This is a genomic window from Clostridium chromiireducens (assembly GCF_002029255.1).
Classification (GTDB): Bacteria; Bacillota; Clostridia; order Clostridiales; family Clostridiaceae; genus Clostridium; species Clostridium chromiireducens.
The window spans coordinates 71197-85165 of the sequence record NZ_MZGT01000016.1 but is presented as its reverse complement, the minus strand read 5'-3'; the positions used below and the strand labels follow the sequence as shown (position 1 = coordinate 85165).

Genomic DNA, 13969 nt, shown 5'->3' with positions numbered 1-13969 from the left:
ATTATATACTATTATATTTTTAAATTTATAAACCATTGGTAATTTCTCCTCTTATAAATAAACTAGATATTTTATCATTATGTCACTTCCTTTAAAGTATCATTAATTTTAAAAGTGAAAATTTATTGCAATCTTTAATATTTAATCTTTTATGTTTGAGTTATATTTTTTGTTTTTATAATATGTATTTCTATATATAAGCAATATACTTTTAAGATATTACCACATATTTCATTTTAATTCAACAATATTTTCCAATACTAGTCAAGTGTTAATATTAATTTATCATTATATTGTTAATAAATTAATAAAATAAGCTTAATATATAAATAAGAATAGAAATAGTTAAACGTATTCGACAATTAATATAGGAAACCTACTTGTTTGGTATTAACAAAAAAGGATATTTATATAAAATAATAATTGATCAGAGAGTATTTTTATAATAAAAACTGCAATCTTGTTTTAGGGAATTTAAATTAATGTAATAAATTAATCCTACATAATTGTGCAAGAATAGTCGGATAGGTAAATATAATTTCTGATATTCTATTGATGAAAGGAGAGTTGTTAAATGGATTCGTTGAAAAAAATGAATGAAGCATTAAATTATATTGAAGAGAATCTTGATGGCGAAGTTGATTCTAAAGAAGTAGCAAGACTGGCATTTTGTTCAGAATATCATTTTCAAAGAATGTTTTCTTTTCTTGCAGGTGTTTCGTTATCTGAATATATTCGTAGGAGGCGTCTTACCCTAGCGGCTTTTGAACTCAATAATTGCGACATAAGAATAATTGACTTGGCTGTTAAATATGGATACAAGTCAGCAGATTCATTTACAAGAGCGTTTCAAAGTTTACATGGAATAACGCCATCAGAGGCGCGGTATAATGGAAAATCATTAAAAGCTTATCCACGAATGACTTTTCGATTATCAATTGAAGGAGGAAATGAAATGAACTATAGAATTGAGGAGAAAGAAGCATTTTGTATAATTGGAATAAAAAAGAGGGTGCCTATAATTTTTAATGGAGTAAATCCAGAGATTGCTAAGATGTGGCAAAGTCTTACTGTTGAAAATATTAATAAATTAAAAGAGTTATCTAATACAGAACCAAAGGGATTAATAAGTGCATCTTTAAATTTTTCAGAAGGACGAATGGAGGAAAAAGGAGAACTTGACCATTATATAGGTGTAGCAACAACAAAGGAGTGTCCAGATAACTTATCAAAACTTGAAGTTGCTGCCTCAACATGGGCAGTATTTGAAGCTGTAGGACCATTTCCAGATACATTACAAAACGTTTGGGGACGCATTTATTCTGAATGGTTTCCAGCTTCAAACTATGAACAAACGCAAGGACCAGAAATCCTATGGAATGAAAATAAAGATGTAACTTCATCAACTTTTAAAAGTGAAATATGGATACCAGTTAAAAAAATACTAGCATAGATAGATTAAAACAAATAGAAGAATAAAATATCACATTATTTAGAATGATTTATTACAACCTAATAGATCATTCTTTTTTATTATATATGTTTAAATTTAAATATATATAATAAATACTTAATAATACTTTAACAAATATCTTGTAATGTGGTATTGACTAACGCAAAGTATCAATGTATGATATTGTATATATAATCTATGAAGAAATAATTGGTTATATAATGAAGATGCATTGATATTACGTTGTATAATCTCAATAAAAAGTCAGATTATCTTAGGAGACAAGCTGTATTTACATTGTTATAGATAGCATTGATTTTGAACTATTTATATAATTTCTTTAATTTTATAGACATAATTATAAAGAAATTTATTGAAATATTTTTGTAATTAAGGGAGGAAAATAAAATGAGTGGATTAGGAAATCAAATTAAAACTTTGCTTTTGATGAGTAGTTTAACGATATTAGTAGTATTAATAGGAGGGGCCTTGGGTGGTCAATCAGGTATGATGATGGCCTTGATATTTGCACTTATTATGAATGGAGGCAGCTACTGGTTTAGTGATAGAATTGCTTTATCTATGACTGGAGCTAAGCCATTATCAAGAAACGATAATATTGAAATCTATACTATGGTGGAAAGATTGACATCAAATGCTGGAATACCAATGCCAGGACTTTATATTACACCTTCTATGCAGCCTAATGCTTTTGCAACAGGAAGAAATCCTAAACATTCAGCTGTTGCTGTTACACAAGGATTATTGAATATACTAAATCGTGAAGAATTAGAAGGCGTTATTGCTCATGAACTGGCACATATTAAGAATAGAGACGTGCTTATAAGCACTATTGCAGCTGTAATGGCTGGAGTAATTACAACAATGGCTAATTGGGCTCAGTGGGCATTAATGTTTGGCGCAGGTGGCGATGAAGAAGAAGGTCCAGGATTCTTAGCTGCTTTGCCGGTAATAATTTTAGGACCTATTGCAGCTATGTTAGTACAGATGGCAGTATCAAGATCTAGAGAATATCTTGCTGATAGTACAGGAGCAAGGATTGCAGGGCATAGCAGAGGACTCTCAAATGCATTACTGAAGTTAGAGCAGGCTTCTAGAACGGTTCCAATGGACGTCAGCCCTGCAGCAAGTCATCTTTTTATAGTGAATCCATTAAGTGCTAAGAGATTAATGAATTTATTTAGTACGCATCCATCTACTGAGGATAGAGTTCGCAGGCTTCAGGATTCAAACATATAATCTATATTAAAATGGATTAAATTAAAACTTTATTATTTTGGAGGAAGTATTTATGGAATTAGACCCCGAACCGACGAGTATAATGTCACAGTTAATTTTAATAGCTATTTTAACTTTAATTAATGCATTTTTTGCATCAGCAGAGATGGCTATAGTATCATTAAATAAGAATAAAATAAAGTTTCTTGAGGAAGAAGGAAACAAAAAAGCAAAACTTTTATTAAAGCTTATGGAAGAACCAACTAACTTCCTATCTACTATACAAGTAGGTATAACTCTTGCAGGATTTTTTAGTAGTGCTTCGGCAGCAACAGGAATATCAGAAAGTCTTGCTGTTTATCTGAAGGGATTAAATATTCCCTACAGTGGACAAGTTGCTTTGATAGTAGTTACAGTTGTATTATCTTATATAACATTAGTATTTGGAGAACTTTTTCCTAAGAGAATAGCACTAAAAAAAGCGGAAGCTATTGCAATGTTTTCTGTTAAGCCAATAACATATATATCTAAGATAGCAATTCCGTTTGTAAAACTACTTTCAGCATCAACAAGTGTATTAGTTAGATTGGTCGGATTGGATAAAGACGATTTAGAGGAGAAAGTATCAAAAGAAGAAATTAAGTCTTTTGTTGAAGTTGGACGAGAACATGGGGTTATAAATCAAACTGAAACAGATATGATAAAAAGCATATTTGAATTTGATGATAAATTGGCCCATGAAGTAATGACTCCAAGAACAGAAGCATTTACGATTGATATAAAAAAACCATTAAATGAATATTTAGATAAGTTGATAGAAGAAAGATATTCAAGAATTCCTGTGTACGAAGATGATATTGATAATATCATTGGGATTCTTTATATTAAGGATTTACTTAGTGAAGCTCGGAAGTATGGGTTTGAGAATGTGGATATTAGAGGTATATTACATCCGCCACATTTTGTTCCAGAAACTAAAAAGATAGATAAATTATTTAAAGAATTACAAGAGACTAGAAAACATATGGCTGTCTTAATAGATGAATATGGAGGATTTTCAGGAATAGTTTCTATAGAGGATTTAATCGAAGAAGTTATGGGTAACATAGATGATGAATATGATGAAGATGAACCGGCTATAGAGAAGATAGATAATAATACATTTATAATACCAGGTATGCTTTCAATTAATGATTTTAATAATTATTTTGATGTAGATGTAAAAAGTGAAAATTATGATACAATGAGTGGATTTATTGTTGAGACTATTGGATATATTCCAAAGAATATAGAGGAAAAACATATAGAATATGAAAATTTATTTTTCGAAATAAAAGAAATAAAAGAAAAGAGAATTGAAAAAATAAGACTTTCTCTTAAGAAAGAAGAATTGGTCTTATAGTTATAATAAAGATGCCTTGTGGGTAATGCAAGACATCTTTATTTTTTTATATATACGTAATAGGGTATTTTAATTGTAATTCCTGTTTCGTCGTAGTTATAATCGGTGCCAGCAATAGGGTCTTTTCTAGAAGCTAAATTCATTGCTACATCGTAAATTGCCTTTGCATGAAGTTTAGAATCTTGAACAATAGTGCCAGTCATAAAGCCTTGATCAATTAATTTCTTAGCTTCAGGTACGCCGCCGAGTCCGACAACAGGAATATATTTAGATTTGTCACCTTTGTTGAAACCATACTTTTGAAGTGCTTCGATTGCACCTATTGCCATATTATCATTATTGGAGATTATGGCTTCAATTTTGCCATTAAATTAAGGGGCGTTTTGCATCAACTATTTTATTAAGAGCATCACTAACTTGGTCTTCATTGGAACTAATTGGAGCTACAACAAAAACATCAAAATCTGAGTCAAGTTCCCTGGCAATATCATCATTTTGAACAGATTGATTTGCTTTTCCATCAAAAACGGTGAATTTGATTTTATTTCCACTTTCTTTCTGGAGTTCTTCTAAGCTCTTTTTTAAATCAGAATTAAATGCATTACTAAGATCAACTAAGAAAACACCTACATTAAGTGGCTTTTGATTAGAAATGTTTTGGGAAGCATGTGCAGTATTTTCAATGCTATGAAATAATAATATATAAACTATAATAAATGATAGTAATTTTTTTAATATAGTCATTTTCATCCTCCATAAGTTTTATCTTAATAAAGCATATAATTATAGACTTTCTCTATAAGCAAAATTTATTCGTTTCTACACATAATATTGTATTGAGTTTATGTGTAGCTTTAAATTAAACCAAGAATATGTGATAACTTACCGCAAGAGAAGATGTTCTGTTTCTCAGTTGCTGGATAAAATAACTGTGGATTTCTGCCAGTAAAAGTTTAAGTATTAATTTATCTATCTATATAGGGTTGGCAATTAAGAATTATATATTACAGTATTTATAGTGAGCGGCATCATGACAAATTTGACTAATATGAGATTAATTATTATCGAGAGACCCTATAATAATATTAATAGATAATATGAATAGCTTGTAAAAAGGTACAATTATAATATAATATTTATATGGAAATAAATTCAAAGAAAATTATGAAATACTATATTGAATAGTAAGGGGATACATTATGGAAGAATTAACAATTGCGTTATTGATAGATTCAGATAATATTGGAGCAAAACATATTGAGAATATACTGGGTGAGCTTACAAAGTATGGAAGAGTTACAATTCGGAGAATGTATGGTGATTGGACTCAGGAGAGGTTAAAACCTTGGTTGGAAAAATCTTCACAGTTTTCACTTACTCCTATAATGCAGTCTAATGATACTTCTAGAAAAAATGCTTCAGATATAGGGCTCGTTATTGATGCCATGGATATATTGTTTTCAGAGAAAGTAAATGGTTTTTGTATTGTGTCAAGTGATTCGGATTTTAATAAACTAGCAAAAAGACTACGTGAGTCTGGAAACTTGGTTATTGGTATGGGAGAACAAAAAACACCAGAATCATTTAGGGCTTCTTGTGAAAAATTTATTTATTTAGATATTATAAATGAAGAGATAGAAACGGAAGATGAAAAATTAGAGACGGCGCCAAAAGATAGCGAAATCAGGAATAAACATTTTGAAGAAGAATCTTTTACGAAAAAAAGTATAATAGAAAAAACTATTATTAATATGATTTTAGACAGTAATATAGATACTATGCATCTTGGAGAAATAGGGCAAAGGATAAATAATATGTTTCCAGATTTTGATGTGAGAAATTATCATTATACAAAATTATCTGAGTTGCTAAAAGAATTTGATAGTCTTTATTTAAGTAATAAAGAAAACAAATACTGGGTTTCTATAAAAAGTATTATGCCAGAAAATATTAAAGAAATTGAAAACAAAATAATTATGATATTCAATAAGAAGCGAGTAGCAAAAATGAATATTGGAGAGCTGAAAAAAGAATTATCTAACATTATCCCTAATTTAGATATAGTGATTAAGAAAAGTGGAGTTACTAAGTTTTCCCTATTCTTAGATAAGAAAATCGGCGTTATTAAAATTAGTGGTTATAATGCTCAGCTTATTAAATAGGCTATTGATATCTAAACTAAAACTTAGAATTATGCGATAGCTTACCGAAAATATAAATATTTTTGCTCCGAAAAACTATAAAAATATCGCTGAAGGTTCTAAGTTGTAAGTTGCATCCATTTTATCATGATCCCACCTTCGGTGTGACAAGATAAAGTGGAACAACCTACAACTAATAACCTTTGACAGCTCATTTTTAAATGTTTTCTTCGTATTATGCCCCTTGTGGGTACAATAATATTTATAATTTCTAGTGAAGATATGAGCTTAAAGTTTTAGCAAATTTGTAAATATATTTATCTAATAACTCTAATTCATAAATTGGATATCTATATACGAAACAAAATAATGGAGAAGAGTTTAGAGTGGTAGGAAAAAGATTACCATTACCCCTGTGTCGTGAAATGCGGAGTAGGGTAATGGTGGCTATAACCTTGGCTTTTTTAGCATATCTATGGAGTCTTTTAGTTCTCTATATTCCAATTTTTTTCCGTTGCATATATTGAAACTCCATCTTTTTCACTTGTTTCATATATATTAACGCCACTTGAAATTAAATTAGTGTAAGCAGAATTTTTACTTATATTTTTATTTTTGAAGCTATCTCCATTTATGCTCTCAGCAGACCTGCTTATAACGCCAAACGAAGGTTTAACATATCTGACAAAATCTATTGTTGATGATGTGTCGTATCCATGATGTGGTACTTTTAGCACGTCGACGTCTGATCGATTTAATAATTTATTTTCAGTAAAATCTTTTTCTGATCTCCATTCCATATCGCCAGTAAATAAGACTTGTAAGTCTCCGTAATTTAAATATATGATTGCAGATCTATCATTCCAGTAATCTAGTAAACTTTCACCTCTTAGTGGCTTAGGTTCAAACTCCTTATCAGATTGAATAAATTGCAAGATATTATTTTCATCTATGAATTGTTTTTTTTCAATAGTTGCAGTTTTTATCTTATTTTTGTTGATATAATCTGCTATACCTTTATACATATCATAATCTTTTCTTAGTGCTTCAATGATATAAGGAGTTTCTTTAGTTAAATCCATGCCAGCATACCAATCTTTTGTTTCTGGAATATTAGGAAGATACACTTTCTTAATATTAAAATTGTTAAGAATTGTAATTAATCCACCCATATGGTCTCCGTGAGGATGTGTAAGTATAACATAATCGATTAACGGCTTTCCATTATCGTTTTTTAAATCTTGTTCTTTTAAGAAACTTACAATTTTACCAGAATTCTTGAATTCTCCAGTGTCGATTAATACTTTTTCGCCGTTTGGAAGTTTAATGTATATGCAATCTGCATCTCCGACACTTAAGAATTTTATAAATAAATTATCTGTCATTTCTACAGAACCTTTATATTCACCTGAATCATCAAAACTCTCCATCTTGCCATTGATAATAATATTCCCAACTGCTAGGGAACTATCTGCTTTTACATAATATTTTTTGTTATCGATGGTAATCCACTGATTAGCAGCCATTACACCATCGCTAGAAGAGTAATATTTCTTATTATTGTGTTCATAAATTCCAGTTTGAAGCCTCCCAGTCTCGTCAAAACAATACCAATTATTGTTTATGAAAGTTTTAGTAAATGTAAATCCACCATGACTATTAATAAAATCTTTTTTCAAATAAGAATCTACTCCAATAGATAAGAAACATAAAGCAAGCATAATAGGAATTAGTTTTGGTATTTTTACTATACTTTTTTGCATCTTTACAGTTGCCCCTTAATACCTTTATTCATTAATCATCTTATTATTTGAATTTAGAAAGGTTGCAGTATTAACTAAGACATAACAAAACATTAACACAATCGTAAAATTAGATTTTTTTATCTTCATCGCAAGTGAGTTCAAGCACCACAAGGTGCTGATAAGACTATGCAGGCAGTATTAAGTAAATCAGCAGATATTGGTTTCTGTGGACCTGAACAAACTATTTACATCAACAATCAAGGAAGAGAAGACTATCCAGTGCTTTTTGCTCAGCTTACTCAAAAGGATGGATCTTTCTTAGTTGGAAGAACCAAAGAGGATAATTTCAAATGGGAAAATATCAAAGGAAAAAGTGTTATTGGAGGAAGACCTGGTGGGGTTCCAGCAATGGCTCTTGAATATTCGATGAAGAAAAACAACATTAATCCTAAGACAGATGTTAATATGGTTACTAATATTGATTTTGCTGCAACTGCAGGTGCATTTGGGCGCTACATTAAATAGCGCCTTTTTTTTTAGCGCAAAATAACTTTATTTTGGCTTCTTTAGTATCAGGGTTATATTGAATGTAGTCCACTAGTGAATTAATTAGGAGCTTTCTCATAGAGCTATCAGCACCTATCCATAATTTTTTAAAATTTAACAACATAGATGTGGATGCATTAATTTCTTTTGTTGCTAACTTGAAATTATTATTTATATTCTCTAATTCAAATTTCTTAAATTTTAGAGATTTAATTTCTTCACTTAACTCTTCAATTCTTTTCTCAAATAAATCATACAGGTTAGGATTTAATGAAATCTTATCTAATAAATTTTTTATTTGAATTTCTTTTTGTGATATTTGTTTTTCATAATTTTTTATATCAAATTTATCTATCATTTCAGATTCTAAGCTCTTTTTATAATTTTCGATAGCTTTGATTAAGGAACCCTTATCAGACGTTTCTTGAAAGAGTGCATTCATAACATCATTCTCTAATTTATCAACTCTTATATTTTTACTCTTGCATATATCTCCGCCTGAATTCATTTTATTTACGCAAACATAATATCTAAGAAGATCACCAGTTTTTTTTGATTTATGACCTTGTTTCTGTATCATACGTCCCCCACATTTTGAACAATAGAGTACAGAATTAAATAACCCTGAAGAACTCCCACTTACTAATCTAGGAGCTAAATCTTTATTTCTATCTAAAAGTTTTTGAGTTTTTAACCATAATGTGTCTTCAATTATTCCTTCATGCATTGAAACCGATAAGATCCATTCACTTATATCTCTATATTTATCTTTAGAATCTTTTTTATTATAGGATAATATTCCATTACTATTAGGATTACCAAATACAGTTGCGCCTTTAGTAGAGAGATAACTTACAACCAAATCGGATGATTTCACATAAACTGGATTTCTAAGTAAGAGCTGTAGAGCTTTAATATCCCAGGCAGCATTTCTTTTGGTATTAATATTATTTTTTATAAGGTACTTTTGCAATTTTCCAAGGCTTCCAAGGACCAAGTATTGCTCAAAAAATAACTTGACTACATTTATTTCTTCCTCAATAGGTGATAATTTCATCATCTTTTTTTGTTTGGAATTATTATCTAGATAATATTCAGGTTCGGATGAAAATCCAAAGGGGGGAGTACCACCAAGCCAACGACCAGTTTTAGCAAGTTCATACATATTGTCCTTTATACGTTCAGCTATAGTTTCACGTTCTAATTGGGCAAATACACTACTAATAAACATCATAGCTGTTCCCATTGGACTAGTTGTATCAAATTGCTCACGAATAGATATAAAATCTATTCCGAGAAGCTTTAATTCATCAATAAGTGTAGAAAAGTCGGAAACATTTCTGCTAATTCTATCAAGTCTATAACAAATAATTGCATCAAATTTCTTTAACTTGGCATCTTTCATCATAGATTTAAATTCAGGTCTATTTACATTACCGCCTGAGAAACCTTCATCCTCATATATAAGTATTTCATTGTATCCATTATCGCTAGCATATTTTTTACATAACTCTATTTGATTTTCTACACTTTCACCTTTACCAGTAAATTTAGATTTTCTGGAATAAATAGCAGCCTTCATAATATACCTCCAAATTGTTTATATATTGATTGTAGTTTTATACATAGCGTAAGTTAATTGAGTATGACTACATATAAATAACTAAAAAATGTAGGAAGAGTACTATATTGCACAAGTATGATAGGGTATTTCTCTAGTTCTGAAATTATTTCTGATATTATTATATTTAAACTCATTTAATGTTATAGATAAAATTTTATATTTTATAATTTCTTCTGTAACAGTAAAGTATTCAGCCATGTCAGGTATAGTAGAGATACAATTATGAAGAGCTTGTACAAATTCTTCATCACTTATTAAAAAATCAGCAGCCCACAGTTTAGCTATTTGTTCTTTTTTATTTTTTAAAAGTTCCTCATCGTAGGTTTGGCAATCTTCAATTAAATCGCCTAATGTTGTGAAATGATGTCCGAGTTCCTCAGCTAAAATTGATATATATTTATAGTTACAAGTAACTATAGATTTGTCCACTCCTATCGTTGGTGGAATTCCAGGAATATTAAAATATAATCCCTCCGAGCGACTATGTTTAAAGACTGTTTCTTCAAGAAGAATTTGCTCGTTGTCAATTATCTCAAAAATTGTATTTAAATTTTTCATTTGTCAATCACCACCATGTAAATTATGGGATTATTATAACACGAGAATGTATGTTCGGCAATAGCGGCAAACAAGGTGTTCGTGATGAACACCTTGTTCTACATTAGTAACTGTGATTGTAATAACAAATAAAGGTGTTAATAAAAAACACCTTTATTTGTTACGAAGTAATTTTAAATATTTAATGTCTACGTAAAAGTTTATAGAAATAGAAATGATAAAAATTGTAAGAATAACTATTTTAAAAATGTAATTTTCAAAAATGTGAATAAAATATGTTAATACAAAGGGGGAAATAGAAAATAAGATAAGTAGGCATATTTTTTTAAAATCTTTTTTTAGAAGTACGTTAATTGAAATTGGGAGTAAAAACAACCAAAATAAATATCCGATTATGAGTACAATTAATGGCACAGAGGTTTTTGGTTCTAAAGTATAAAGATGCATGATTAATTCTAAAGAAGTAACGGATATAACTAAAATAATTAATGAATATAGGAAAGCATTATAATATATATCAAAATTATTTTTACTAGCAGTATCCCAAAAATAGAATATGGATAATTTATAATCTTTATCTACTGTTTGATATAATTGTTTTTCTTTTAATATAGTTATTTTCCCCTTTAATTCTTTAGATAAAGTTATAAGTAATTTCGATTTTTCTTCTTGGGAAATAATACAACTTGAGGCGGAGAATTTATCTACAATCTCTAAAATGTGCTTGTCAAAATATTTATATGATGAATATAGAGTTGTTAATAAATCATTCTCGCTTTTAGAATTATTCAAGAAGAAATAAACTGCTTTTAATGATAGAGCGTGAGACTCGATTGATTGATCTATAAAATTTAAATCAGATTTCTTGGTTTCTAGCAATGTTTTCTTCATATCCTTAAATAACCAGATAAAAATAAATATTAATACAAAAATAAAAAAAGTTGTATAATCTCCATTCTTTAATAAATCTAATAAGTCCTTCATTTAAGTTACTCCAGTACACAAAAAATTTTATGAAAAAATTAAAAATATAAGTGTTCATAAAGAACACCTTATTTTTTATCTTTATATTTATTTTTTATATAATCTATAAAATTATAAATTTCTTCTTTTGCTTCAGGTGGAAGATCCTTATAATCAGTATCACTATGAAGAGCTATAGTAGTTTCTTTAGATTCATAGTTTTTTGTATCAGTAAGCCCCATAAGCCAGTCCAATGAAACATTGTAATCAAGAGCAATCCTTTTCTTTAATTCATCATCAGGTCTACTGCTTCCAGACTCATATTGTGATACGGTAGACTTTTTTAAAGAATATGGTTTACCGAACTCTTCTTGTGTTAAATTAGCTTCTAATCGTAAGGTTTTTAATCTATTACCTAATATATTTGATTCCATAGCTTACCTTCCTTTAATGTTTAAATTATTTAAACTAATTATATTTTAACATAATATAAAAATCATAAAATAAAGTTTGAGAAAATTAAACTTTAATTCGAAATGCTATTGACAGTTTGAAAAACTAAAACTATAATTACTGTATAAGGTTTGAGAAAATCAAACTTGGAATAATTTGAATAGGAGAATTTTATGAATACTAAGTTGCTTATAGAGTTTAGAGAACGCAAAAAATATTCTCAAGAACAAATGGCTAAAATGCTGGGATATAAGAATAAAGCTAGTTACTGTTTAATAGAGTGCGGTAAAACAAAAGTGCATATAGATTTAGCTAATAAAATAAGTGAAATATTAGAACTAAATCAAGAAGAAATATTAGCTCTTTTTTTTAATATTTAAGTTCTAGAAACTAAAACTTTGTTTATTATATCTTAATACAAGAATAGGAGTGAAATGAATAGTGCAGGAATACAGAAATATTTACCAAATAGCGAGAGAAAGTACAGGCTTGACCCAAGAAAAAGCATCAGAGTGCATGGACATATCTGTAGATAGCCTAAGAGCCTATGAAGGAGGAAAGAGAACTCCACCTGATAAGGTGGTTATTAAAATGATTGAAATTTATGACACTCAGTATTTAGCTTATCAACATTTAAAAACAAGTGCTGAAGTGGGGCAAAAATATTTACCTGAAATTGAAATAAAAGAATTACCAGTTGCCATATTAAGACTTCAAAAAGAGGTATCTGATTTCATTAAGCTTAGGGATGTAATGATAGAAATTACTTGTGATGGGGTTATAGATGAATATGAAAGACCTCAGTGGAATCAAATAGTAAAAGAATTGGATGATGTAGTTGAAGCTATCATGGCTTTGAAATTTGCAAAGTAACAAATGAAAATACTCAATCATACTATGGAATGATTGATATTTATGGGGGAGTAGAAATGAAGGGTGATGAAATAAAAGTAACTATATTAGACTTGGAAGATAGAAAGGGATTTAGTGATCTATTAGCTGAACTGCAAGTTGAAGCAGCAATGAGAATGTGTCCCAAGGAATTAAGACTTAAAGTTTTGAATAATGCATTAGCGATTTTAACTGCTGATAAGAGTGCAGTCACTAAATGATAAATAGGCTTAAATGCCTTGAAATTAAGAAAGGAGACATAAGTTTATATGTGCAAGATAAGATGTCCAAAGTTTATACACAATAGCTATAATATTCGAAATAAGATTGTGGATAAAAAGAGCAGGAAAGTGCATTTACTTAAGTTTTGTTGTGGAAGTTATAAAAATTGTAGTTTATGCAAGGAGGACAGATAATGCAGGAATTTAAAAAATTTTGCTCTAAGAATGAGGGGAAATATAAAGATTATGATTTGATAAGGAAATTTAATGAAAATCATGGCTATGAACTTATATTGGAATTTATAGATAGCTATAATGATTTGATTAATGAGATTAGAGCAATCCAAGAAGTAATTAATATTTTAAATGATTGGAAGAAAGAAAGTTTCTTTGAACTTAATGAAACCACTTATGAAATAGATTTTTTTCGTTGTCATAGATCCATACGAGATAATCTACCAACAAAGGTTACATTACCAAAAGCAAAGCAGATGCTAAAAGAATCATTAATACGATATGAAGCCTTAAATTCTATTTTTAAAGGTATTAAAGATGTATTTGGAAAAGATGATGACAAATATTTAGATGAATACTTCAACTATTATCAAATTGATGGGAGGGAAATGTAATGAGTAATTTTTCTATAGTCTGCAAAGCTAAAGACTTAAAAGATAAGCTTGCAAGAACATTGCTGGAAATGAAAAAAGAACCTTATGCAAAGGTTCAATAATTT

General features: G+C 29.1%; 15 protein-coding genes and 1 pseudogene. 9 read left to right on the top strand and 7 right to left on the bottom strand.

Annotation, left to right across the window (positions count from 1 at the left end; all coding sequences use genetic code 11):
- Positions 1 to 574: 574 nt before the first annotated feature.
- From CLCHR_RS07670 to CLCHR_RS07660, 3 genes are all read left to right on the top strand, one after another.
- The gene (locus CLCHR_RS07670) at positions 575 to 1453 is read left to right on the top strand and encodes an AraC family transcriptional regulator (protein WP_079439112.1); all 879 of its coding nucleotides are present in this window, start codon (positions 575 to 577) and stop codon (positions 1451 to 1453) included.
- Positions 1454 to 1861: 408 nt separating this feature from the next.
- Positions 1862 to 2713, top strand: coding sequence for a zinc metalloprotease HtpX (locus tag CLCHR_RS07665; RefSeq protein ID WP_079439111.1), 852 nt, complete (start codon positions 1862 to 1864; stop codon positions 2711 to 2713).
- Positions 2714 to 2765: 52 nt separating this feature from the next.
- Positions 2766 to 4094, top strand: a complete 1329-nt coding sequence (locus CLCHR_RS07660; protein ID WP_079439110.1) for a hemolysin family protein — start codon at positions 2766 to 2768, stop codon at positions 4092 to 4094.
- A gap of 38 nt (positions 4095 to 4132) precedes the next feature.
- On the opposite strand, the gene CLCHR_RS25570 is transcribed toward CLCHR_RS07660, so the two are convergent.
- Positions 4133 to 4423 (bottom strand): substrate-binding domain-containing protein, encoded by a 291-nt coding sequence (locus tag CLCHR_RS25570; protein ID WP_341456889.1) that lies wholly within the window; start codon positions 4421 to 4423, stop codon positions 4133 to 4135.
- Positions 4424 to 4460: 37 nt separating this feature from the next.
- Positions 4461 to 4838, bottom strand: a complete 378-nt coding sequence (locus CLCHR_RS25565; protein WP_341456888.1) for a substrate-binding domain-containing protein — start codon at positions 4836 to 4838, stop codon at positions 4461 to 4463.
- A 455-nt stretch (positions 4839 to 5293) separates the two neighbouring features.
- Between CLCHR_RS25565 and CLCHR_RS07650 the strand changes: the two genes are divergently transcribed.
- The gene (locus CLCHR_RS07650; protein WP_079439109.1) at positions 5294 to 6256 is read left to right on the top strand and encodes an NYN domain-containing protein; all 963 of its coding nucleotides are present in this window, start codon (positions 5294 to 5296) and stop codon (positions 6254 to 6256) included.
- A 464-nt stretch (positions 6257 to 6720) separates the two neighbouring features.
- On the opposite strand, the gene CLCHR_RS07645 is transcribed toward CLCHR_RS07650, so the two are convergent.
- Positions 6721 to 7998, bottom strand: coding sequence for an MBL fold metallo-hydrolase (locus CLCHR_RS07645; protein ID WP_079439108.1), 1278 nt, complete (start codon positions 7996 to 7998; stop codon positions 6721 to 6723).
- A gap of 150 nt (positions 7999 to 8148) precedes the next feature.
- Between CLCHR_RS07645 and CLCHR_RS07640 the strand changes: the two are divergent.
- Positions 8149 to 8487: pseudogene (locus CLCHR_RS07640) on the top strand (substrate-binding domain-containing protein); the annotation flags it as partial.
- A 10-nt stretch (positions 8488 to 8497) separates the two neighbouring features.
- Here the strand turns inward: CLCHR_RS07640 and CLCHR_RS07635 are convergent.
- The 4 genes from CLCHR_RS07635 to CLCHR_RS07620 all read right to left on the bottom strand — a co-directional run bounded on the left by CLCHR_RS07635 (position 8498) and on the right by CLCHR_RS07620 (position 12105).
- A complete protein-coding gene (locus tag CLCHR_RS07635; RefSeq protein ID WP_079439107.1) occupies positions 8498 to 10108 on the bottom strand; it encodes a recombinase family protein in 1611 nt (536 codons plus the stop codon).
- A gap of 102 nt (positions 10109 to 10210) precedes the next feature.
- On the bottom strand, positions 10211 to 10708 hold the full coding sequence (locus CLCHR_RS07630) for an ImmA/IrrE family metallo-endopeptidase (RefSeq protein ID WP_079439106.1): 498 nt from the start codon (positions 10706 to 10708) through the stop codon (positions 10211 to 10213).
- Between the two features lie 153 nt (positions 10709 to 10861).
- Positions 10862 to 11692 carry a hypothetical protein gene (locus CLCHR_RS07625; protein ID WP_079439105.1) on the bottom strand — a complete coding sequence of 277 codons (831 nt, stop codon included), beginning with the start codon at positions 11690 to 11692 and terminating at the stop codon, positions 10862 to 10864.
- A gap of 68 nt (positions 11693 to 11760) precedes the next feature.
- Positions 11761 to 12105: a helix-turn-helix domain-containing protein gene (locus CLCHR_RS07620; protein WP_079439104.1), complete on the bottom strand. Its 345-nt coding sequence runs from the start codon at positions 12103 to 12105 to the stop codon at positions 11761 to 11763.
- Between the two features lie 192 nt (positions 12106 to 12297).
- Between CLCHR_RS07620 and CLCHR_RS07615 the strand changes: the two genes are divergently transcribed.
- From CLCHR_RS07615 to CLCHR_RS07600, 4 genes are all read left to right on the top strand, one after another.
- Positions 12298 to 12504 carry a helix-turn-helix transcriptional regulator gene (locus CLCHR_RS07615; protein WP_079439103.1) on the top strand — a complete coding sequence of 69 codons (207 nt, stop codon included), beginning with the start codon at positions 12298 to 12300 and terminating at the stop codon, positions 12502 to 12504.
- A 58-nt stretch (positions 12505 to 12562) separates the two neighbouring features.
- Positions 12563 to 12997 carry a helix-turn-helix domain-containing protein gene (locus CLCHR_RS07610; protein ID WP_079439102.1) on the top strand — a complete coding sequence of 145 codons (435 nt, stop codon included), beginning with the start codon at positions 12563 to 12565 and terminating at the stop codon, positions 12995 to 12997.
- Positions 12998 to 13053: 56 nt separating this feature from the next.
- Positions 13054 to 13236, top strand: a complete 183-nt coding sequence (locus CLCHR_RS07605; protein ID WP_079439101.1) for a hypothetical protein — start codon at positions 13054 to 13056, stop codon at positions 13234 to 13236.
- A 194-nt stretch (positions 13237 to 13430) separates the two neighbouring features.
- A complete protein-coding gene (locus CLCHR_RS07600) occupies positions 13431 to 13865 on the top strand; it encodes a hypothetical protein (RefSeq protein ID WP_079439100.1) in 435 nt (144 codons plus the stop codon).
- The last annotated feature ends 104 nt before the right edge of the window (positions 13866 to 13969 follow it).

Coding starts and splice junctions, on each gene's coding strand:
- CLCHR_RS07670 (WP_079439112.1), top strand. CDS start 575: ATGGATTCGTTGAAAAAAATGAATGAAGCATTAAATTATATTGAAGAG.
- CLCHR_RS07665 (WP_079439111.1), top strand. CDS start 1,862: ATGAGTGGATTAGGAAATCAAATTAAAACTTTGCTTTTGATGAGTAGT.
- CLCHR_RS07660 (WP_079439110.1), top strand. CDS start 2,766: ATGGAATTAGACCCCGAACCGACGAGTATAATGTCACAGTTAATTTTA.
- CLCHR_RS25570 (WP_341456889.1), bottom strand. CDS start 4,423: ATGGCAATAGGTGCAATCGAAGCACTTCAAAAGTATGGTTTCAACAAA.
- CLCHR_RS25565 (WP_341456888.1), bottom strand. CDS start 4,838: ATGACTATATTAAAAAAATTACTATCATTTATTATAGTTTATATATTA.
- CLCHR_RS07650 (WP_079439109.1), top strand. CDS start 5,294: ATGGAAGAATTAACAATTGCGTTATTGATAGATTCAGATAATATTGGA.
- CLCHR_RS07645 (WP_079439108.1), bottom strand. CDS start 7,998: ATGCAAAAAAGTATAGTAAAAATACCAAAACTAATTCCTATTATGCTT.
- CLCHR_RS07635 (WP_079439107.1), bottom strand. CDS start 10,108: ATGAAGGCTGCTATTTATTCCAGAAAATCTAAATTTACTGGTAAAGGT.
- CLCHR_RS07630 (WP_079439106.1), bottom strand. CDS start 10,708: ATGAAAAATTTAAATACAATTTTTGAGATAATTGACAACGAGCAAATT.
- CLCHR_RS07625 (WP_079439105.1), bottom strand. CDS start 11,692: ATGAAGGACTTATTAGATTTATTAAAGAATGGAGATTATACAACTTTT.
- CLCHR_RS07620 (WP_079439104.1), bottom strand. CDS start 12,105: ATGGAATCAAATATATTAGGTAATAGATTAAAAACCTTACGATTAGAA.
- CLCHR_RS07615 (WP_079439103.1), top strand. CDS start 12,298: ATGAATACTAAGTTGCTTATAGAGTTTAGAGAACGCAAAAAATATTCT.
- CLCHR_RS07605 (WP_079439101.1), top strand. CDS start 13,054: ATGAAGGGTGATGAAATAAAAGTAACTATATTAGACTTGGAAGATAGA.
- CLCHR_RS07600 (WP_079439100.1), top strand. CDS start 13,431: ATGCAGGAATTTAAAAAATTTTGCTCTAAGAATGAGGGGAAATATAAA.